Raw genomic sequence first — 20838 nt, 5'->3', positions numbered from 1 at the left:
ATTATCGATGGGGGCTATTATGCGACAAACGCATTAAAAAAGCCGCCCGAAGGCGGCTTTAAAAAACATCATTCGGGAGGCTTAGCCTTCCAGACCGGCAAAGACCTTGTCGCGGATGTCGTTCACGCTGCCCACACCTTCAACATATACGTATTTGGGTGCCTTGGCTTCGCCACGCTCGTTCCAGCCACGGTAGTAGTCGATCAGCGGGGCTGTCTGGTCGTGATACACCTTGAGGCGCTGACGTACGGTGTCTTCCTGGTCGTCTTCACGCTGTACCAGTTCTTCTCCGGTCACATCGTCCTTGCCCTCTTCCTTCGGCGGGTTGAAGACAACATGGTAGGTACGACCGGAAGCCGGGTGTACACGACGACCGCTCATGCGCTTGATGATCTCTTCATCAGCCACATCGATCTCAACAACGGCATCGATATCAACGCCTGCTTCCTTGAGGGCATCCGCCTGCGGAATAGTGCGCGGGAAGCCATCGAACAGGAAACCGTTGGCACAATCTGATTCAGCGATACGCTCTTTCACCAGGCCGATGATGATATCGTCGGATACCAGACCGCCGGCATCCATCACTTCCTTGGCCTGCTTACCCAGCGGAGTGCCGGCTTTCACGGCGGCACGCAGCATGTCGCCAGTGGAAATCTGGGGAATGCTGTATTTTTCCGTAATGTACTGGGCCTGAGTGCCCTTACCCGCGCCGGGTGCTCCAAGCAGAATAATGCGCATGTATATCTCCCGAAGTTTGTTGTAATCGCTAAAGTGGGCCGCCCAGCGCACGGCTGGGCAGCAAAATTCTGTTCTCTATGATACCGCAGGCTATAGGGCCGCCCCCCTGAACCGCAATTCGACATTAGCCCTAACAGGGTTGTCGAAGAGGCTCTCGAGCGCCTGATTCGGTCCTTGAACAGCCGCCTATATTGGTCAGACTGTCGACAAAGTCATCGAGATTACGCAAACCCCGAGGCCTATTCAACCCCCAGCCTCGGGATGCCGCCTTTAACCGGTGTTGCGCATCCCGGCCGAAACACCCGCCATGGTAATCATCAATGCCTGCTCCAGCCGCTGATCAGGGTGGTTGCGGTCACGGAACAGCAGTTCAGCCTGAAGCACGTGCAAGGGATCAATATAAGGGTTTCGGACATCGATCGACTGACGAATCACCGGGTTGCCGACCAGCAGTTTCTGTTCCTGCTTGATCAGGCAAACCTGCTCAACCGCCTGCTGCAACCTGGCCCGCAGACTGGAGCCCAGCGCATGCAACTCCGGGGACACCAGCCGCTGCTCATAATACGCCGATATGTTGACATCACTCTTGGCCAGTACCATTTCCAGCATGTCGATCCAGGACTGGAAGAACGGCCAGTCACTGTACATCTGGTGCAGGACCGACAGCCGGCCTTCTTCCTGTGCCATCTTCAAGGCCGCCCCGGAACCGAGCCATGCCGGCAGCATCAGGCGCGTCTGTGTCCAGGCAAAAATCCAGGGGATCGCCCTGAGGCTCTCGACGCCTCCGTCCACACGGCGCTTGGCCGGCCGAGATCCCAATGGCAGCTTGGCCAGCTCCTGTTCGGGGGTCAGCGCCCGGAAGTAAGGCACGAACTGTGGCTCCTCACGCACCAGCGAGCGATAGATCTTCATGCCACAGTGCGCCATGGCATCCATCACCTCGCGCCACTCGGCACGGGGCGCAGGCCCCGGGCTCAGAGTCGCCTTCAGGACAGCAGCCGTGTAAAGCGTCAGGTTGCGCACGGCGATCTCGGGAATACCGAACTTGAACCGGATCATTTCCCCCTGCTCGGTCACGCGCAGGCTGCCACCCACCGAACCCGGCGGCTGTGCCAAAATGGCTGTATGGCTCGGACCACCGCCTCGGCCCACCGTACCACCACGACCATGGAACAGCGTCAATCGGATACCTTCGCGGCGACAGAGTCCAGTCAGCGCTTCCTGAGCACGGTACTGCCCCCAGGCCGCCGCCAGCTGACCTGCATCCTTGGAAGAGTCGGAGTAACCGATCATCACCTCCTGATGCCCATCGATATAGTCCCGATACCAGTCGATGGCCAGCAGGTCAGCGATACAGCCCGGCGCGTTATCAAGGTCATCCAGGGTCTCAAACAGAGGCACCACGCGCATGTTGTGCTCGACACCGACCTCCTGCAGCAACAATGTCACGGCCAATACATCCGAGGGCTGGCCGGCCATGGAGATCACATAGGATCCCAGGCTGTACTCCGGATTGGCCGCGATTACTCGACAGGTGTTGAGCACTTCCTTGACGTCATCCGAGGGCTGCCAGCGGCGAGGCAGCAAGGGCCGCCGTGAGCGCAGTTCGCGTAACAGGAACTGCTGTTTTTCCGCTTCGCTCCAGTCGGAGTAACGCCCCAGCTCATAAAACTCGGTCAGGGCATCAAAGACTTCGTTGTGGCGTTCGGCGTTCTGGCGTACATCCAGCTTCACCAGTGTCAGGCCGAAGCAGGCAATGCGGCGCAGCAGGTCTTCCAGCGCACCTGACGCGATGCAGGACATGCCACACTCAGTCAGCGACCGATGACAGATCTGCAGCGGCTCCAACAACTCATTCAAGTCACTGATCCAGGCATCCGGATCGGACGACTCTCCCTTCAAATAGGCTTCGATGCCCCGGCGCGTTTCCAGCAGCCGTGCGCGCAGGCGACCCAGCAGCTCGCGGTAGGGCTCGGGGTGGTTGTCGGTCAGGTGACGCAACTCGGCATTGGCAGCGTGCATCGACAGCTCGGCCCGGAGCTGGTCCACGTCTCGAGCATAGAGATCTGCGGCCATCCAGCGCGCCAGCAGGAGGACTTCCGAGGTAACCCCGGCAGTCACATTGGGGTTGCCGTCACGATCCCCGCCCATCCAGGACGAAAAGCGGATGGGGCTGACATCGAGGGGCAAGGAGACGCCCAGCGCCTGATGCAGTTGGCTATCCAGGAGCCTGAGGAAACGGGGTACGGCGGTCCAGAGCGAGTTTTCGATCACCGCGAAGCCCCACTTGGCCTCTTCCACGGGCGTGGGCCGGTTCTGGCGAATTTCGTTGGTGTGCCAGATCTGGCTGATCAGCTGGTCCAGTTGATCCTGCACCGGCTCACCCCGGTCGCGCTGCTTCAGCGTTTCCGCGATGGCATCATATTTCTGGATCAACGTGCGGCGATTGACTTCCGTGGGGTGCGCGGTCAGCACCAGGTCGATCTGCATCTGCTTCAGGCATGCCAGAATCGCATCACCAGAGTGCTCACCCTCGCTCAGCTCGGCAAAAACCTGATCAATCAGCTCCGCATCTTCGTCGCCTTCGGCTTCCAGAAAACGGCGCACGCGGTGATGTTCTTCCGCAATATTGGCGAGGTTCAGGAACTGTGTAAATGCGCGCGCCATCGGGAGGACTTCATCTTCACTCAAGTCATCCAGTGCCTGGCGCAACGAGTCCTGGCTGGCATTTTCGGTCAAGCGAGCCGCCTTGGCACGGTGCCGAATAGACTCGACACGCTCCAGAAAGGGCGCGCCCAGATGCGCTTCCATGGTGCGCCCCAGGCTTTCCCCGAGAACGCGAACATCATCACGCAGTGCTTCGTGCAGATCGCTCATGCCATCTCCTCCATTAGAGTTCATACCCTGATGCTAACCGATTCGGGCACCCGGCATATAGAGTCATTGGTATGATTCTGCGTTGCACCCGTGACAGTTCAGAGACCGCGCTGCTTGGCCTCGTCCCACCACTGGTCGAGTGTATCCAGGCTGAGCTGTTCCCAGTCTTCACCGCTGGCCTGCACGCGGCTTTCCACATGCCGGAAGCGGCGTTCAAACTTGGCGTTGGTCTGGCGCAACGCCTGCTCTGGGTCGGCATTCAGGTGCCGGGCCAGATTGACCTGGGCAAACAGGAGGTCACCCAGCTCTTCCCGCGCATGCGCTTCATTGCCCTGCTCCAGGGCTTCACGCAGCTCGCCAATCTCTTCTTCAATCTTGTCCAGCACACCCCTGACGTCCGGCCAGTCAAAGCCGACACGGGCTGCTCGGCGCTGCAGCTTGGCCGCACGGCTCAAGCCGGGCAGGTTGAGCGGCACATCATCCAGCACCCCTTTCTGAGCCTTCTCGTGACGCTCCTGTTCCTTTATCGCTTCCCAGCTGGCACTCACCGATGCCACGTCTACTGCCTGGGTGCCAGCACCATCAAGCGTGCCGTCAGGAAATACATGGGGATGCCGACGCAGCAGCTTGTCGACCAGTTGATCAATCACCGCTTTCAGATCAAACCAGCCCTGTTCATCCGCCAGGCGGGCATAGAAGACGATCTGAAACAGCAGGTCTCCCAGCTCGCCTTTCAGATGCTCCCAATCCTCACGCTCGATACAGTCAGCCACTTCATAGGCTTCCTCCAGCGTATGAGGCACGATACTGGCAAAGGTCTGTTTGCGATCCCAGGGGCAACCGCCCTCCGGGTCGCGCAACGCATTCATCAACCGAATGAGGTCTTCGAGTGTGTACATCAGGCCCCCGAGCTGCGTTCGCGGTGGACATCCAGTACGTTGGGCACCTGATTGATCTTGTCCATCAGGCGACCCAGACGCTCAAGGCGCGGTATTTCCACGGTCAGTGTCAGGCGTGCCATATTGTTCTTTCGGTCCGTAAGCGTATTGGCTGCCAGGATGTTGAGCTTCTCGTTACTCAGCACCAGCATGACATCACGCAGCAGCCCTGGACGGTCGAACGCCTCGACGATCATATCCACCGGATAGGTCTGCTCGTCTTCATCACCCCAATCCACGCTGATCACCCGGTCAGGTTCGGTTTCCCGCAGGTTCATGAGGTTGAGGCAGTCTTCATGGTGAATCGAAATGCCGCGTCCCTGGGTGATATACCCCATGATCGGATCGCCGGGTACCGGTTTGCAGCAGGTTGCCAGAGTGGTCATCAGGTTGCCCACCCCCTGAATATTGATCCCGCTGCCACCGCTGCGCGGCTCCTTGCTGGCGGCGGGCTGCGTCGGCAGCGCCAGGTCCATCTGCGGCTTGGAACGTTCCGGCTCAATCTGTGCCTGAGCCGCATGGATGATCTGTGACAGGCGCACATCGCCGGCCCCCAGCGCAGCGCAGGCATCTTCAGCTGTCCGGTAGTTGATATCCTGTGCAATCCGCTCAAGGTCAATCAGCTGGGGGTCCAGTGCCAGGCGCCGGAATTCGCGCAGGATAATGTCACGCCCTGCTTCGGCGTTCTGATCCTTGGCCTGCTGCTTGAACCAGTGCGCGACCTTCGCCCGTGCGCGGGAGGTGGTCACAAATCCGTAGTTGGTGTTCAGCCAGTCGCGCCGCGGCGCTTCTTCTCTGGAGGTCAGAATCTCGACCTGATCACCGGTTTGCAGCGGACGGTTCAACGGGATGATGCGACCGTTAACCTTGGCGCCACGGCATCGATGCCCCACTTCGGTATGCACGCGGTAGGCAAAATCCACCGCCGTTGCGCCCTGAGGCAGGTCGATCACATGGCCGTCCGGGGTAAAGACATAGACACGGTCCTGCACCACATCACCGCGCAGCATGTCGCCCAGCGCTTCGGTATCACCAAGATCGTCATGCCATTCCAGTACCTGCCGCAGCCAGGCAATTTTTTCTTCGTAGCCGTCGGCACGGGAGCGTGTGTCAGTCCCCTTGTAGAGGTGGTGCGCACAAACGCCCAGCTCCGCTTCTTCATGCATGTCGAAGGTACGAATCTGGACCTCCAGCACCTTGCCTTCAGGACCGAATACGGCCGTGTGCAGGGAGCGGTAGCCATTGGGCTTGGGGGAAGCGATGTAGTCGTCAAACTCGTGCGGAATATTGCGCCAGAGCCCATGCACGATCCCCAGCACCGTATAGCAGTCTCGAATCTCCGGCACCAGAATACGGACAGCACGGACGTCATATACCTGGTTGAAGTCGATGTTCTTGCGCTGCATTTTGCGCCAGATGCTGTAGATATGCTTGGCGCGGCCCATCACCTCGCCGTCGATATGGGCATCGGCCAGGCGACTGCGCAGCAGTTCAACGACCTCATTGATGAACAACTGACGGTCCAGCCGCTTTTCATCCAGCAGGCGCGCGATATGCTTGTAGTCATTCGGCTTGAGGTAACGGAAGGAAAGATCCTCCAGCTCCCACTTGATGTGACCGATACCGAGACGGTGTGCCAGCGGCGCGTAGATATCGAACACTTCCCGCGAAACAAGGTAACGCTTCTTGCGGTCACTGTTCTTGACGCCTCGAATGGCACAGGTGCGCTCGGCAATTTTGATCAGTGCCACACGCACGTCATCGATCATGGCGACCAGCATCTTGCGCACGTTATCGATCTGCGCAGAGTTGGTCCCCAGAACACTTTCTTCACTGCGGGGATTTTTACGGCTGCCGATGGCCGCCATCTGGAGCACACCATCAATCAGATCCGCGATTGTGGTGCCAAAGCGCTCACGGACCTGTTGCAGAGAAAGCTTGCTTTCGCGCACAGACCGGTAGAGCACCGCTGCTACCAGTGTTTCCTGATCCTGCTGAAGCTCCGCCAGGATCTGGGCCATTTCCAGCCCGGTGCGAAAACTGCCAATGGTATTCTGTGCCCAGTTGTCATCACATTCGGCAACAGCCGCCCTGGCCTCCCTGGCCAGCTCACATGCTTCACGCAACTGGTTGATATCGGAAACCTCAACCTGCTGCTGCAAACGCAGCAGCCAGAGATCGAGATCCACACTGCCATCTTCTCGAATTGGATGGTCTTCTCGAACCTTCACCATGGCGCCAAGCCACTCCTGTCAAATCTCCGGCGACGATGGGCGTCACCACGAACCTGGACTGCATACCGCAGGCCCGCAGTTTCGGGATGGGCACACATTCTAGTCGCTTGAGCCTTCAAGTGCGAGGGCTGGCCATGCCTGCGGCCTGTCAGTTGTCGAACACACCTGTCGAGAGATAACGATCTCCGCGGTCACAGATGATGCACACAATCGTGGCATTCTCGACCTCTGCGGCCAGCCGCAGCGCACCTGCGACAGAGCCCCCCGACGAAACACCGCAGAAAATACCCTCTTCACGAGCCAGTGCACGCATGGTGTCTTCGGCTTCCGATTGCTCAATGTCAATCACCTGATCAACGCGCGAGCGGTCAAAAATCCTGGGCAGATAGGCCTCGGGCCAACGACGAATACCCGGAATCTGTGACCCCTCACATGGCTGCAGACCCACGATCTGTATCTCGGGATTTTGCTCCTTGAGGTAGCGGGAGACACCCATAATCGTGCCCGTTGTGCCCATGGAACTCACGAAATGGGTGATCGTGCCCTGCGTTTGCTGCCAGATCTCCGGGCCTGTTCCAGTATAGTGCGCTTCGGGGTTATCGAGGTTGGAGAACTGATCCAGTACCTTGCCTTCGCCGGCGGCCTGCATCTCCAGCGCCAGGTCGCGTGCCCGTTCCATGCCTTCAGCCTGAGTCACGGTGATCAGCTCGGCGCCGTAGGCTGTCATGGCCGCCTTGCGCTCGGCACTCATGTTATCAGGCATGATCAGCTTCATCCGGTAGCCTTTAATGGCTGCCGCCATCGCCAGCGCGATACCGGTATTGCCCGAGGTCGCTTCAATCAGGCAGTCCCCCGGCTCAATGTCTCCGCGAGACTCGGCCAGGTTGATCATGCTCAGTGCCGGACGGTCCTTCACCGACCCGGCCGGGTTATTTCCCTCGAGCTTGCACAAAACCGTGTTGCCGTTGGGCACAGGAATACGCTGCAGGCGTACCAACGGCGTGTGACCGACATAATCAGCAATGGTGGGATAATTTATGGGCATGGCAACTCCGGCATGGCACTGTACTGCAAGAAATAAAAAAACGGTTATTTATTCCCGATAAATATAGTCGGAATAATACCAGCGCAGCGACCGCCAGACAATTTCAACGCTGCTCGGCAATGACAAAGGCACTGACGTACTCGCGCTCGTCACTGTAACTCAGGTGGAGCTGCTGCACGCCCAGCGCCGTTGCAACCTCCAGCGCCCCGCCAGACAGTGTCATCAAGGGTCTGCCGCTGTCATCATGCCCCACTTCCATGTGTTGCCAACTGACGCCTCGACCGATCCCCGTCCCCAGCGCTTTGGCGGCCGCTTCCTTGGCCGCAAAGCGTTTCGCCAGAAAGCGAGCCGGCTGAGTGGCAGTCGCGAACGCCTGCCACTCCTTCGGCGTCAGTATGCGCTCACTGAGCCTGGGAGTACGGGTCAGAGCGGCTTCAACGCGTGCGATCTCCAGCAGGTCGGTACCGATGCCGATGATCACGAGCGAATCTCGTCCCGGCGTGCCTGCACACGCTGCTGAACCGCAAACAGCAGATCTCGCATTTCACTGACAGCCTGCTTCAGCCCCACCATGACCGCCCGTGCGATGATGCCGTGACCGATGTTCAGTTCGTTGATCTCAGGAATTTCGGCCACCGGCTCCACGTTGTGGTAATGCAGACCATGGCCGGCATTCACGACCAGCCCCTGCTGCCAGGCATGCCGCGAGGCCAGCTTGAGGCGGTTCAGTTCCTCACTGCGCGCGACCGGCGTCTCGGCGTCGGCAAAGTTGCCCGTGTGCAGCTCGATCACCGGCGCACCGCAGCGCACCGCCGCATCGATCTGAGCCGGTTCCGGATCAATGAACAGCGACACTTCACAACCGGCATTGGCCAGACGCTCGCAGGCCGTGCGGATAGCCGCTTCCTGACCCACCACGTCCAGCCCACCTTCAGTGGTCAGCTCCTCACGCTTTTCCGGTACGAGGCACACGTGGGCCGGCTGAATACGTTCGGCCAGTGCAAGCATCTCCTCGGTCACGGCCATTTCCAGGTTCATGCGTGTCTGGAGTGTCTGTGCCAACACTTCAATATCGCGGTCCTGAATATGCCGACGGTCTTCACGCAAGTGGACGGTAATGCCATCTGCACCGGCCTCTTCCGCCAGGGCAGCCGCCTGCACCGGATCAGGGTAGCGGGTACCACGGGCCTGCCGCAGGGTCGCAATGTGGTCGATGTTTATGCCCAACAGCAGACGATCAGGATCAGTCATCCTTCGCTCCTTTGCGTTTTAGAAACAGGTCCCGGCTGCGCAGGGGCTTTTCCCCCAGCAGTGGCGCCAGACGGGCCCGCATGAATTGTTTTGCACAGCGTTTTACGGCTGGATCATCGTAATGGTCCTGCGCAATTGCCCGAAGATGCGCACCGGCCCAGCCCGGCTTGCCGGACGCGGCCGGTTTTAGCCCGGCCTCGGGACACCAGACATACAGCCGCTCAGGCTCAAGACTGTCCAGGTTAAGCCCGAAGCCCAGCTGCTCCAGCAGTTGATGCTCGAATGTACGCAGGGCACCTTCAATATCCTGGTTCAGTCTCAGTTCGTTCAGCGCATAGCGGAAATAGACAAACAGGCGCGGGTGGGGGTCGTGAGGGCGCAGCAGGCGCTGAAGCAGCTCATTCAGGTAAAGGCCGCAGAGCAGCGCACGGCCCTGCAGCATGCAGGCCGTTTCACTGGCTTCGGCAGCCCGCAGGTTCTTCAATTCCGAGCGCCCATACCAGCCTACTTGCAGTGACTGAAAGGGCTGCAGCAGTGCTCTCAGGCGAGAGCCCGGCTTGCGCGCCCCGCGTGCGACCACACTGACCAGGCCATGTTCAAGCGTAAAGAGATCAACCAGCAGGCTGGTTTCACGATAAGGGCGCGTGTGCAGGACATAGGCCGCCGCCGCATCGACCCGAGACTCCATTACTCGTGCCTGTACCCCAGGCTCTGGAGGGCTCGCTCATTGTCGGACCAGCCGCGCTTGACCTTGACCCAGAGGTTCAGCATCACCTTGGTATCAAACATGCGCTCCATATCCAGGCGCGCATCGCGACCGATGGTTTTGATAACACTGCCCTTGTCACCGATCACGATACGTTTCTGGCCTTCTCGCTCGACCAGAATCAAAGCACTGATGGTCAGAACCCGACCGTCGTGACTGAATTCCTCGATCTCGACGGTGGTACCATAGGGCACCTCATCCCCCAGGTTGCGCATCAGCTTTTCACGCACCAGCTCTGCGGCAACGAAACGGGAGCTGCGATCGGTAATCTGGTCTTCCGGAAACAGATGTACACCCTCGGGAATACGCGTTTCAACTTCACGCTGAAGGCGTTCCACGTTGTGGCCCTTTTGTGCCGAAATGGGCACGATGGCGTCAAAGTGTCGCTTGCCCGCCAGCAGGTCCAGCTGCGGCAACAGCGCATCCTTGTCCTTGAGCTGATCGACCTTGTTAACCGCCAGAATAACCGGACAGCGCACGTGTTCCAGCTTGTCCAGAACGATCTGATCCTCTTCGGTCCAGGCGGTACGATCAACGATGAATACGACCAGATCCACATGGCGAAGCGCCTCGGATGCCGTCTGGTTCATGAAGCGGTTCAACGCCTTGCCCTTGTCGTCCTTGTGCAGCCCCGGAGTATCCACGTACACCACCTGGAGGTCATCTTCCGTATGGATGCCCAGTATCTGGTGACGGGTTGTTTGCGGCTTGCGCGAAGTGATACTGAGCTTCTGACCCAGAATACGGTTCAGCAGTGTCGACTTGCCCACGTTGGGACGCCCGACAATGGCCACATATCCACAACGCATTGCTGATTCACTCATGCTCCACTCTCCTGCCCCAGTGCCGTCAAGGCCGAAGAGGCCGCCTGTTGTTCGGCCTGGCGACGGCTGCTGCCTCGACCTTCGGTTGCCTCGTCCAGTAACGCCACATGACAGCGTATATGAAAGGTCTGGTCATGCGGGTCACCTTCCACCGAGATCAGCTCATATTGCGGCAACGCAGTACGACGGGATTGCAGGTACTCCTGCAGGCGCGTTTTGGAGTCTTTCAGCGAGACCTTCAGGTCAAGCTGCTGCAGGTGCTTGCCAAACCAGTGCAGTATGAAGGCACGTGCCGCTTCCACACCCTGATCGAGGTATACCGCGCCGATGATGGCCTCGACACTGTCAGCAAGAATGGAGTCACGGCGATAGCCCCCGCTCTTGAGTTCACCACTGCCCAAGCGCAGGTAGTCACCCAGTGACATCTCGCGTGCGATCTTGGCCAGGGTTTCACCTTTCACGACACGGGAGCGAAGGCGGCTCATTTGCCCCTCACGCGCATCGGGGAAGCGCTGATACAGCGCATCCGCAACAACAAAGCTCAGGATGGCATCACCAAGAAACTCCAGACGCTCATTGTTGCGCTTGCCACAACTGCGGTGGGTAAGCGCCAGCTCAAACAGGGTTTCGTCGGTACAGGGGTTGCCCAGTTTCCGGGCCAGTTCAGCAGCAGGTTTAATCAAGGTTTTACAGCTTCGTAGTGTTCTTCAAAGGTTACCAGCGCATCCACGTTGTAAAACATCGGAACACGCACTTCGTATTTCAGATCAAAGTAGAGCACGCCCTCTTCCAAACGGATATCGAGCGCCTCACGGTTGGGCAGTTTCACCTGGTTAATGAGGAAACGCTTGTCCAGGTTACTGCGCATTTCCCGGATGCTGACCGTCAACTCTTCCGGGTCAGACACCATATTGGTCATGATTGAATTGATGGTGGCGTGATCCTTGTACGGCGTGAACAGCTTGAACCCAACGCTGAAGAAAACACCGGCAACGATCAGGACAAGCAGGGTTGAGAGTAAAGACGCTCCGCGCTGAAATGGAACCACACCTGTGTTCATTGCAATCATCCTCTAGTTGATCTGTCGCACTTCACTGAAATCGGGGAGACTGAAGAAGTCTTTCCAATGCATCCAGACCGCCGCCGCCTTGCCGACCAGAAGCTCCTCCGGTACGAATCCCCAGTAGCGGCTGTCCTTGCTGTTGTCCCGGTTATCACCCAGAACAAAATACTGACCTTCCGGCACCCGCCAGGTGCCATTGATAACCGGTCGGTACACATCACGGAAAATCCTGTGCGCCTCGCCATCCAGCTTTTCATCCAGCAGCAACTGCTCCGGTCGAGATGGCGGCAACTTGGCCAGCAGCGTCTGAGGCTGAGGCTGACCGTTGATGTAGAGTACCTTGTCCTGATAGGTGATGACATCGCCCGGCACCCCGACTACACGCTTGATGTAGTTGATGCTGGTGTCTTCAGGATAGCGGAATACAATTACATCGCCACGCTCTGGATCATTGTTTGCCAGTATCCGCGTGTTCGTAACCGGAAGCCTCAGACCGTAGTCATACTTGTTGACCAGGATGAAGTCACCGATCTTCAGTGTGGGCAGCATGGATCCGGATGGGATCTGGAACGGCTCATACAAGAATGAGCGCACCACCAGAACGACCAGCAGAACCGGGAACATGGAACGCGCGGTATCGGCCCATCCGGGCTGACGCAGCAGCGCATGACGCTCGCGCTCATCCAGTGAGCGACCTGCAGTCGCTTCAGCATCCTTTACGGCCTGTTGACGCTTCGGCGCCAGCATCAGCCGATCCAGCAGCCAGAGCACGCCGGCCAGTGCGGTGACAAGCACCAGCACCAAAGAAAAATCGAAGTTCATCTATCCGCCTTAGCTGTCCACCTTGAGCACGGCCAGGAAAGCATCCTGAGGAATCTCAACACGCCCAACCTGCTTCATGCGCTTTTTACCTTCCTTCTGTTTTGCCAGAAGCTTCTTCTTGCGGCTCACGTCACCACCGTAACACTTGGCGGTTACATTCTTGCGCAGTGCCTTGACGGTGGTACGGGCAATCACCTTGCCCCCCAGCGCCGCCTGAATTGCCACGTCGAACATCTGGCGCGGAATCAGCTCCTTCATCTTCTCACACAGCTGACGGCCACGGTACTCGGCATTATCCCGGTGCAGAATCACGGCCAGAGCATCCACACGCTCACCGTTGATCAGAATGTCCATGCGCACCAGCCTGGCCGCTTCAAAGCGCTGGAAGTTATACTCCAGTGAAGCGTAACCGCGGCTGACTGACTTGAGGCGGTCAAAGAAATCCAGCACCACTTCGGCCATCGGCAACTCATAGGTCACCTGGACCTGCTTGCCCACGAAGTGCATGTTTTTCTGCACGCCGCGTTTTTCAACGCACAGCCCGATAACCTGACCCAGATGCTCTTCCGGTACCAGGATATTGGCCAGCACAATCGGCTCACGCATTTCGCGGATACTGCCCGGGTCCGGCAGCTTGGACGGGCTGTCGATGTACACCACGTCGCCGTTGTTAAGCTCGATCTCGTAGACAACGGTGGGCGCAGTGGTCACCAGGTCAAGATCGTATTCACGCTCAAGGCGCTCCTGGATGATCTCCATGTGCAGCATTCCCAGGAAGCCACAGCGGAAACCAAAGCCGAGTGCATCAGAGCTTTCCGGCTCGTAAAACAGGGATGCGTCGTTAAGCGTCAGCTTCTCGAGTGCATCACGAAAGTCTTCATAGTCATCCGCGCTGGTCGGGAAAAGGCCTGCGTATACCTGAGGCTGAACCTTCTGGAACCCGGGCAGGCTATCGACTTCCGGGTGTTTGGCCGGCACCAGCGTATCGCCCACGGGCGCACCATGAATATCCTTGATGCCTGCTACGACAAAGCCCACTTCGCCGGCCCGAAGCACGCCGGTTTCCTTGCGCTTGGGTGTGAAGATCCCTACCGAGTCTACCTGGTGAGTCTGTCCGGTGGACTTGATCAGGATTTTGTCTTTCTTGTTCAGAGTTCCCTGTTTGACGCGCACCAGAGACACGACGCCCAGGTAGTTGTCGAACCAGGAGTCGATGATCAGCGCCTGCAGCGGAGCATCCACATCCCCCTCGGGCGGCGGAATAACACGTACCAGAGCTTCCAGCACGTCGTCCACGCCGTTGCCGGTCTTGGCGGAGCAGGCGATGGCATCACTGGCATCAATACCGATCACTTCTTCGATTTCCTGGCGCACGCGGTCCGGGTCAGCCTGAGGCAGGTCCATTTTGTTCAGGACCGGCAGGACTTCCAGCTCCTGCTCGATGGCGGTGTAGCAGTTGGCAACCGACTGGGCTTCAACCCCCTGAGCCGCATCCACAACCAGCAGCGCACCCTCACAGGCATAGAGCGAGCGCGAGACTTCATAGGAGAAGTCCACGTGTCCGGGCGTGTCGATAAAGTTGAGCTGATAGGTTTTGCCGTCGCGCGCGTGATAATCCAGAGTAACGCTCTGAGCCTTGATCGTGATGCCACGCTCACGCTCAAGGTCCATGGAGTCCAGCACCTGCTGTGCCATTTCACGATCGGTCAAGCCGCCACAGATCTGAATGATGCGATCAGACAGGGTGGACTTGCCGTGGTCGATGTGGGCGATGATCGAGAAGTTACGAATATGATCCAGGTTACTCACGATAGGGTTACCCGACTCCAGTCAATTAGGGTTTCTGAAAAGTGCGCAGTGTACCCTAAGACCCCTGTCAGGTCATTAGACCCATGCGCTCAGAAATTGAACAAGGGGGCCTTGGCCCCCTTTATTCATCGTTATTTCATCTTCAAGGCAATGAACAGCGGACTGCCTCTGCGCACGATCCGCATGGGGACGGAACGGCCCTCGGGCAGCTCATCCACCAGACGATTGAACTGGTCGATGGTTTCCACCTGCTTGCCATTGAGCATGGTGATCACATCGCCTCGGACCAGTCCGGCTCGTGCACCGGCACCTTCACGCACCTGCTCGACAATGACACCCGAGCGCACCTGCCACTTGTCGCTCAACTCCTGTGGCAGCGGCGCAACCGTGAGTCCCAGGCGGTTGCTGTCAGCCGGCTGCCGCTGAACGTCCGCTTCCTGAGCCTCTTCATCCGGCAGGCGACCAATGGTGACATCCAGCGTCTGGCGTCGACCGTCACGCATGATGTCCACTTCGGCGCTTTCACCCGGCTTCACGCGCCCCACCAGTGGAGGCAGATCGGACGACAGTTCCACGTCATGGTCATTGAAAGAAAGAATCACATCGCCTTCACGCAAGCCGGAAGCACGCGCGGGGCTGTCGGCCAACACCTTGGCCACCAGCGCACCGGCCGGTTTCGACAGGCCGAAGGACTCCGCCAGGTCCCGGTTCACTTCCTGAATGACGACACCCAGCCAGCCACGTTCCACAAAACCGCGCCCTTTAAGCTGCTCGGCCACATCCATGGCAACATCGATGGGAATCGCGAAAGAGAGCCCCATGAAGCCGCCGGAGCGGGTGTAGATCTGAGAGTTGATGCCCACCACTTCGCCGTCGAGATTGAACAGCGGACCGCCGGAGTTACCCGGATTGATCGCCACGTCGGTCTGAATAAACGGGACATAGGTCTCATTGGCCAGAGCACGCTCGGTGGCACTGACAATACCGGCCGTCACACTGTGGTCAAAGCCAAAGGGCGAGCCAATAGCAAGTACCCACTCACCCACCTTGAGATCGGCAGAACGCCCCAGATCCAGCACCGGCAGGTCATCGGCCTCAATTTTGAGCAGCGCCACATCGGTGCGCTCGTCTGACCCGATGATATCCGCTTCCAGTTCGCGGCGATCATTCAGTCGGACCATCACCTGATCCGCATCCTTGACCACATGGTGGTTGGTCAGAATGTAGCCGTCCTCGGAGATAATAAAGCCTGACCCCAGGGACTGCGGCGCTTCACGTCGGCGCTCCCTGAACTGGGGCATTTCCCTGAAGAAGTGTCGAAAGATTTCCGGAATCTGTTCCCCATTGGGGCCATGGAACTGGTCGAAAGGCGATGAACGCTCATCCGTATCAACTTTCTGAACCGTGCTGATGTTCACAACCCCCGGCGACGCCCTTTCAACGAGGCGGGTAAAATCCGGCAGATTTGCCGCATTCACCAAAGGGGACAGCATAAGTACAAACAGTAACCCCAGACTGAACTTGATGCTTTTCATTGGCTTAAACCCTCAAGTTTCCAGAATTTTCAGCAATACAGGTTGGTAGTGCGGTTGCACTTCATGGCGACGGGTATAACGTCTGACCCCCCAAAAGCCGGCCAGCAGCGCCATAACGGACAGCAGCACTTGCTCGATCTCCCCCATACCCAGCTGGCGGGCGGTAACAGCCACCAGCACCAGGCAGAGCAAGGGAAGGCAATAGAGGAGGAAGGATGCGCGCATCAGACTGCCTTCAGGCAGTCCGATAACAACTCGCTCGCCCACGGCAACAGACAGATTGGACGGGTTCAGCACATCCACTTCCACCACCTTGTCCTTCTGCCACTGGGACAACACACCTTGAGAACAGTTCGAGCGACTTGAGCACTGCGCACAGGCACTGTTGCGTGCAGCCGCAACACGCACCCGGGAGGGCTCTACGCCCACGACAGTAACGATCTCTTCAATCACCGCTTGCGCTCGGGCTGAACTGCACTGGCAATACGGTCGGCGATCATCAGGGGCACATCACCCACAACGGTGACGAAGTGGTCCCCCCGGCGCTTGCCAACGGCAATATAGCCATCGGCCTGAGCAACCCCTTCCGGCAGACTCTGATGCCCCAGCTCTTCCACGCTGACGGAAAAGGCATCACGACCATTGGCAAATACCATGACTTCACCATGTGGCAGCAGTTCATGCCGAATGATCGAATACCCCTTGGGCAGCCAGCGGGTCGTCCACTGGGGGGCACTCTGGCGATCAAGCAGGTGCTGGTGCTGATCGATGTATTTCTTCAGGCCATCGGACAGTCGAATGACATCCTGGGGCTCGTAAGACGGGTTGGTAACACTGCCACCCAGACGGGTGCGCATCAGGTCGGAGGTCGCAGACTGCCCCGGCAGATAGAACTGGGGGGACTGCCCGCCGCTCTCCTCGAAATTGCCGGCGCCCAGAATAACCGCAGCGGTTACGGAAGCAGCGACGGCCATGCTGGTCAGTGAGCGCCACCAGCCAGCCTTGCTGGCAGAACGGCGCGAGGCAGGCTTGCCGGTCTCCCCCTGCGCAGGCTCGATACCTGCTTCATGCGCGGGTTCGGACTCCAGTGCCGCCATGACCCGGCTGCTCAAATCAACATCCAGCCCTGCCTGGTGTTCACTCTTCAGGCATGTACGCGCAACGTGATACCGCCGCCACTGCTGCTGTAGCTCCGAAGATTCACACGTCGTTTCGAGCGCACGGCGCAACTCAAAGTCACTGACTTCACCATCAACCAGTGCCGAGAGTGATTCTTTGGCCTTATGCATATCTCATCCCCAGGTATCTGCTCATGCAGTCTTTATCTACTTTTCCAGCAAGGGTGCGATCTCTTTATCAATCGCTTCTCGTGCCCGGAAAATCCGGGATCGCACTGTCCCTACAGGGCAATCCATTACGTTGGCAATATCTTCATAACTCATGCCTTCGAACTCACGCAGTGTGAGTGCAACACGTAACTCTTCGGGCAAACGATCGAGCGTCTCACGCACGACCCGCTCAAGTTCTTCGCGATACAGCGCATTCTCGGGCGTGTCCAGATCCCGCAACTGGGAATCGGCTCCGATGTACTGCGCATCGTTCACATCCACGTCCACATCAGGGGGACGCCTTCCGCGTGAGACAAGGTGGTTCTTGGCAGTATTGATCGCTATCCTGTAAAGCCACGTATAGAAGGCACTTTCGCCACGAAACCCCGGCAGTGCTCGGTAGGCCTTGATAAATGCTTCCTGTGCAATGTCCATGGCCTCGTGCGAATCGTATACATAGCGACCGATCAGGCCGATGATCTTGTGCTGGTACTGCTTCACCAGCAGATCAAATGCCTGCTTGTCACCTGCCTGAACGCGTTGAACCAATCGTTTGTCGATAGCTGCCTGACTTTCGCTAGACACTCGGTATCCTTAATAAGTCGCTGCGACCTGCGTCCACATCTGTAGGACGCACTTAAACCCGATGCAGTATGTATTGCCACCCTAATGCATTTCAACCTCGTGTCCTGAGCAGGCTTGCACAAGGTATGAACCTTAATGGTGGATGAAGTTCCCGGCTTTTTGGTTTTCCTGACCGGTTTCAGCACGCATAATACCCCGACTGACAGCACGGAACCTGAATATGATGACACAAGGCACTCCTTCAGACTTTGATGTACTGGTCATAGGAAGTGGCGCAGCAGGTCTGAGCCTGGCGCTTAACCTGCCCACACACCTCAGCATTGCCGTTCTCAGCAAGGCTGAATACGCCAGCGGTTCAACCTGGATGGCACAAGGCGGTATTGCGGCCGTGCTTGATGAAACCGATACACCGGACGAGCATATTCAGGATACCCTCGTGGCAGGCGCCAAGCTCAGCCGTCCTGAAGCGGTGCGCCAGATCATCCAGTCCGGCCCTGACAGCATCCGCTGGCTGATTGAAATGGGCGTACCCTTTACCCGGGAAAACGGTGAGTACCACCTCACCAAGGAGGGCGGCCACTCACACCGGCGCATCATTCACGCAGCAGACGCCACTGGCCGCGCCGTTCACGAAACCCTTATGGAGCAGGCAACGTCAAGGGAGAACATTCACCTGTTCGACCAGCACATCGCCATAGACCTGATCACACGGCGCAAGCTGAAGCTGTCTCACAATCGGTGTGTGGGTGCCTACGTCCTCAACAACTACACCGGCCATGTGGAAGTGTTTCGCGCCCAGTCAGTGGTACTGGCAACCGGCGGTGCTGCCAAGGCCTACCTGTACACCAGTAACAGTGATGGCTCGACCGGTGACGGTATCGCCATGGCCTGGCGTGCCGGTTGTCGTGTGGCCAATATGGAGTTCAACCAGTTCCATCCAACCTGCCTCTATCACCCACAGGCCAAGTCGTTCTTGATCAGCGAAGCCGTACGAGGGGAAGGTGGAAAGCTGCTGTTGCCGGATGGCAGCCGTTTCATGCACCGTTTTGATGAACGTGAAGAGCTTGCACCGCGTGATATCGTCGCCCGCGCAATCGACCATGAAATGAAGCGACTTGGCTGCGACTCGGTATTTCTGGATATATCACATCGGTCCGAAGCCTTTATACAGTCACACTTCCCGACCATTTATCAGCGCTGTCTGGAGCTGGGTATCGACATGACACGGGACCCTATTCCTGTCGTACCGGCAGCCCACTACACCTGTGGCGGTGTAATTTCCGATGAAAACGGTCGCACAGACCTGGAAGGTCTCTATGCGATTGGCGAAACGGCTTTCACCGGCCTGCACGGTGCCAACCGGCTGGCGTCCAACTCTCTGCTGGAGTGTATCGTACTGGGGTGCAATGCGGCGCAATCGATTACCCGCTGTCACGATCAGGAAAAGCTGGAACTGCCGGAGATACCAAACTGGGATGAATCACTGGTGACCGACTCGGATGAAGACGTGATCATCTCGCACAACTGGGACGAGCTCCGGCGCTTCATGTGGGACTATGTTGGCATCGTGCGCACAACCAAACGACTTCAGCGCGCCCAGCACCGTATCGAGTTGCTGCTGCAGGAGATCGCTGAATACTACAGTAACTACCGTGTCAGCTCTGACCTGATCGAGCTGAGGAACCTGGCCACGGTCGCGGCGCTGATCATCCGCAGCGCGATCAACCGCAAGGAGAGCAGAGGCCTGCACTACACGCTCGACTACCCTTCACAGGCCGCTGAGCGTATGGATACTATTCTGACGCCTCCCAATTTCCTTTGGCCCGATGCGGTTCGAGAGGGGCCGACCAGTTAAGAGCTACCTGTAATCGGCGGGCGCTGTCGCGACTTAACCGATCCGGCGTGAGGAAGAGGCGGGTTTTGGCATAACGATCCTCACGCTGCAGGCTCAGGATCTGGATGACCCCGGGCACCGAAAAAGACTCACAGAGGCACTCTGTCTGCACCCAGCGCCCCTCGCCGGTCATCACCTGCATCTGGCGATGCTCAACGTCCCACTCGATGATACTGATACGTTCAGATAAAGGGGTGACAATATCGCGCCAGATAAGGATGGCAAACAGCACCGTGTAGGCACAGATAGACAAGGCAAGCGCTTCTCTATTCAGATCAACCCTGAACAGCCCCAGCACTCCCAGCACAAAGGTCACCAGATACAAAAACAGCAGCCCATGGCTGCTGTTCAGTTCAATCCTGATCGGGCTGAACGCGTTCAAGAATAATGTCCACAATGCGCTTCATGTCAGCGTCCTCAGGCTCACCCCGCTGCATGAACCAGACAAACAGGTCCTGATCTTCACAATCAAGCAGGCGAACAAAGCGTTCCTGATCCACCTCGGCCAGCCCTCTGAATGCCTCTTCCATAAAGGGTACCAGCAGCACATCCAGCTCGAGCATGCCCCGACGACACTGCCAGGTCAGGCGGCGTACATCATCTTCTGTATACATCTGTTTATCCCAATGCCTTAACAATAGAGGCGAATATTACCGTTTGTGGCATGCGCAAACCATCCCTGACGGTTAGACATTAGCCGCCCAAAACGCAAAAACCCCGGCCTCAACGAGACCGGGGTTTTCACTTAATTAAGTGCTCTATGTGCCCCTTGGGTATGGCGATGACCTTACCGATAGACGTAAAAAAAGGGCCACCCTTGCGGATGACCCTTCTTTTAGTATTAGGTGCTTGGCGATGACCTACTCTCACATGGGGAAGCCCCACACTACCATCGGCGATGACGCGTTTCACTGCTGAGTTCGGTATGGGATCAGGTGGTTCCACGTCTCTATGGTCGCCAAGCAAAACTGGTAACAAAAAGGATCTGAAATTCTTTCGACTGTCTGTGTTGTCGCTACAAGCGTTCAACCGGTATCGCAATAATCGTTTTTAACCATTCATCCAAACGCCTTGGGCGTTATATGGTCAAGCCTCACGAGCCATTAGTACTGGTTAGCTCAACGCCTTA

Annotated in this window: 20 protein-coding genes and 1 rRNA gene; 1 reads left to right on the top strand and 20 read right to left on the bottom strand. The window is 57.8% G+C overall.

The features are described 5' to 3' along the window. Window positions 1-81: 81 nt before the first annotated feature. The 17 genes from adk to rpoE all read right to left on the bottom strand — a co-directional run bounded on the left by adk (window position 82) and on the right by rpoE (window position 17815). On the bottom strand, window positions 82-738 hold the full coding sequence (gene adk / locus H9C73_RS06555) for an adenylate kinase (RefSeq protein WP_209287011.1): 657 nt from the start codon (window positions 736-738) through the stop codon (window positions 82-84). 270 nt (window positions 739-1008) lie between these two features. Then, window positions 1009-3615: a phosphoenolpyruvate carboxylase gene (gene ppc, locus H9C73_RS06550; RefSeq protein WP_209287010.1), complete on the bottom strand. Its 2607-nt coding sequence runs from the start codon at window positions 3613-3615 to the stop codon at window positions 1009-1011. 98 nt (window positions 3616-3713) lie between these two features. Next, on the bottom strand, window positions 3714-4514 hold the full coding sequence (mazG, locus tag H9C73_RS06545) for a nucleoside triphosphate pyrophosphohydrolase (RefSeq protein ID WP_209287009.1): 801 nt from the start codon (window positions 4512-4514) through the stop codon (window positions 3714-3716). Further along, window positions 4514-6787 (bottom strand): GTP diphosphokinase, encoded by a 2274-nt coding sequence (gene relA, locus H9C73_RS06540; protein ID WP_209287008.1) that lies wholly within the window; start codon window positions 6785-6787, stop codon window positions 4514-4516. Before relA ends, mazG begins: the two co-directional genes overlap by 1 nt. Before the next feature lie 148 nt (window positions 6788-6935). Beyond that, window positions 6936-7832, bottom strand: coding sequence for a cysteine synthase CysM (gene cysM, locus H9C73_RS06535; RefSeq protein WP_209287007.1), 897 nt, complete (start codon window positions 7830-7832; stop codon window positions 6936-6938). Window positions 7833-7935: 103 nt separating this feature from the next. Beyond that, complete coding sequence (gene acpS, locus H9C73_RS06530; RefSeq protein ID WP_209287006.1) at window positions 7936-8313, bottom strand: holo-ACP synthase; 378 nt, start codon at window positions 8311-8313, stop codon at window positions 7936-7938. Further along, window positions 8310-9083, bottom strand: coding sequence for a pyridoxine 5'-phosphate synthase (gene pdxJ, locus H9C73_RS06525; protein ID WP_209287005.1), 774 nt, complete (start codon window positions 9081-9083; stop codon window positions 8310-8312). The genes acpS and pdxJ overlap by 4 nt, the downstream gene beginning before the upstream one ends. Continuing rightward, window positions 9076-9771 carry a DNA repair protein RecO gene (gene recO, locus H9C73_RS06520; protein ID WP_209287004.1) on the bottom strand — a complete coding sequence of 232 codons (696 nt, stop codon included), beginning with the start codon at window positions 9769-9771 and terminating at the stop codon, window positions 9076-9078. Before recO ends, pdxJ begins: the two co-directional genes overlap by 8 nt. Further along, complete coding sequence (gene era / locus H9C73_RS06515; protein WP_209287003.1) at window positions 9771-10673, bottom strand: GTPase Era; 903 nt, start codon at window positions 10671-10673, stop codon at window positions 9771-9773. Before era ends, recO begins: the two co-directional genes overlap by 1 nt. After that, window positions 10670-11356, bottom strand: a complete 687-nt coding sequence (gene rnc, locus H9C73_RS06510; protein ID WP_209287002.1) for a ribonuclease III — start codon at window positions 11354-11356, stop codon at window positions 10670-10672. Before rnc ends, era begins: the two co-directional genes overlap by 4 nt. Beyond that, on the bottom strand, window positions 11353-11733 hold the full coding sequence (locus H9C73_RS06505; protein ID WP_209287001.1) for a DUF4845 domain-containing protein: 381 nt from the start codon (window positions 11731-11733) through the stop codon (window positions 11353-11355). Before H9C73_RS06505 ends, rnc begins: the two co-directional genes overlap by 4 nt. A gap of 12 nt (window positions 11734-11745) precedes the next feature. Then, a complete protein-coding gene (gene lepB, locus H9C73_RS06500; protein WP_209287000.1) occupies window positions 11746-12558 on the bottom strand; it encodes a signal peptidase I in 813 nt (270 codons plus the stop codon). 9 nt (window positions 12559-12567) lie between these two features. Then, window positions 12568-14367, bottom strand: coding sequence for a translation elongation factor 4 (lepA, locus tag H9C73_RS06495; protein ID WP_209286999.1), 1800 nt, complete (start codon window positions 14365-14367; stop codon window positions 12568-12570). Window positions 14368-14498: 131 nt separating this feature from the next. After that, window positions 14499-15902: a DegQ family serine endoprotease gene (locus H9C73_RS06490; protein ID WP_209286998.1), complete on the bottom strand. Its 1404-nt coding sequence runs from the start codon at window positions 15900-15902 to the stop codon at window positions 14499-14501. A 12-nt stretch (window positions 15903-15914) separates the two neighbouring features. After that, window positions 15915-16355, bottom strand: coding sequence for a SoxR reducing system RseC family protein (locus H9C73_RS06485; protein WP_209286997.1), 441 nt, complete (start codon window positions 16353-16355; stop codon window positions 15915-15917). Then, a complete protein-coding gene (locus H9C73_RS06480; protein ID WP_209286996.1) occupies window positions 16352-17191 on the bottom strand; it encodes a MucB/RseB C-terminal domain-containing protein in 840 nt (279 codons plus the stop codon). The genes H9C73_RS06485 and H9C73_RS06480 overlap by 4 nt, the downstream gene beginning before the upstream one ends. 36 nt (window positions 17192-17227) lie before the next feature. After that, the gene (gene rpoE, locus H9C73_RS06475; RefSeq protein ID WP_209286995.1) at window positions 17228-17815 is read right to left on the bottom strand and encodes an RNA polymerase sigma factor RpoE; all 588 of its coding nucleotides are present in this window, start codon (window positions 17813-17815) and stop codon (window positions 17228-17230) included. A gap of 220 nt (window positions 17816-18035) precedes the next feature. Here rpoE and nadB point away from each other — a divergent pair, with 220 nt between their 5' ends. Next, window positions 18036-19670 carry an L-aspartate oxidase gene (nadB, locus tag H9C73_RS06470; RefSeq protein WP_209286994.1) on the top strand — a complete coding sequence of 545 codons (1635 nt, stop codon included), beginning with the start codon at window positions 18036-18038 and terminating at the stop codon, window positions 19668-19670. On the opposite strand, the gene H9C73_RS06465 is transcribed toward nadB, so the two are convergent. The 3 genes from H9C73_RS06465 to rrf form a co-directional block, all read right to left on the bottom strand. Then, entirely contained in the window at window positions 19609-20091 is a 483-nt protein-coding gene (locus H9C73_RS06465; protein WP_209286993.1) for a hypothetical protein, read from the bottom strand. The genes nadB and H9C73_RS06465 overlap by 62 nt on opposite strands. Beyond that, window positions 20063-20323 (bottom strand): FAD assembly factor SdhE, encoded by a 261-nt coding sequence (locus H9C73_RS06460; protein WP_209286992.1) that lies wholly within the window; start codon window positions 20321-20323, stop codon window positions 20063-20065. Before H9C73_RS06460 ends, H9C73_RS06465 begins: the two co-directional genes overlap by 29 nt. A 233-nt stretch (window positions 20324-20556) precedes the next feature. After that, window positions 20557-20672: ribosomal RNA gene (gene rrf / locus H9C73_RS06455) — 5S ribosomal RNA — on the bottom strand. Window positions 20673-20838: the final 166 nt, after the last annotated feature.

The organism is Marinobacterium alkalitolerans (genome assembly GCF_017776525.1).
GTDB lineage: Bacteria > Pseudomonadota > Gammaproteobacteria > Pseudomonadales > Balneatricaceae > Marinobacterium > Marinobacterium alkalitolerans.
This window is presented reverse-complemented; position numbering and strand designations above follow the sequence as displayed.

Coding starts and splice junctions, on each gene's coding strand:
- adk (WP_209287011.1), bottom strand. CDS start 738: ATGCGCATTATTCTGCTTGGAGCACCCGGCGCGGGTAAGGGCACTCAG.
- ppc (WP_209287010.1), bottom strand. CDS start 3,615: ATGAGCGATCTGCACGAAGCACTGCGTGATGATGTTCGCGTTCTCGGG.
- mazG (WP_209287009.1), bottom strand. CDS start 4,514: ATGTACACACTCGAAGACCTCATTCGGTTGATGAATGCGTTGCGCGAC.
- relA (WP_209287008.1), bottom strand. CDS start 6,787: ATGGTGAAGGTTCGAGAAGACCATCCAATTCGAGAAGATGGCAGTGTG.
- cysM (WP_209287007.1), bottom strand. CDS start 7,832: ATGCCCATAAATTATCCCACCATTGCTGATTATGTCGGTCACACGCCG.
- pdxJ (WP_209287005.1), bottom strand. CDS start 9,083: ATGACTGATCCTGATCGTCTGCTGTTGGGCATAAACATCGACCACATT.
- recO (WP_209287004.1), bottom strand. CDS start 9,771: ATGGAGTCTCGGGTCGATGCGGCGGCGGCCTATGTCCTGCACACGCGC.
- era (WP_209287003.1), bottom strand. CDS start 10,673: ATGAGTGAATCAGCAATGCGTTGTGGATATGTGGCCATTGTCGGGCGT.
- H9C73_RS06505 (WP_209287001.1), bottom strand. CDS start 11,733: ATGAACACAGGTGTGGTTCCATTTCAGCGCGGAGCGTCTTTACTCTCA.
- lepB (WP_209287000.1), bottom strand. CDS start 12,558: ATGAACTTCGATTTTTCTTTGGTGCTGGTGCTTGTCACCGCACTGGCC.
- H9C73_RS06490 (WP_209286998.1), bottom strand. CDS start 15,902: ATGAAAAGCATCAAGTTCAGTCTGGGGTTACTGTTTGTACTTATGCTG.
- H9C73_RS06480 (WP_209286996.1), bottom strand. CDS start 17,191: ATGCATAAGGCCAAAGAATCACTCTCGGCACTGGTTGATGGTGAAGTC.
- nadB (WP_209286994.1), top strand. CDS start 18,036: ATGATGACACAAGGCACTCCTTCAGACTTTGATGTACTGGTCATAGGA.
- H9C73_RS06460 (WP_209286992.1), bottom strand. CDS start 20,323: ATGTATACAGAAGATGATGTACGCCGCCTGACCTGGCAGTGTCGTCGG.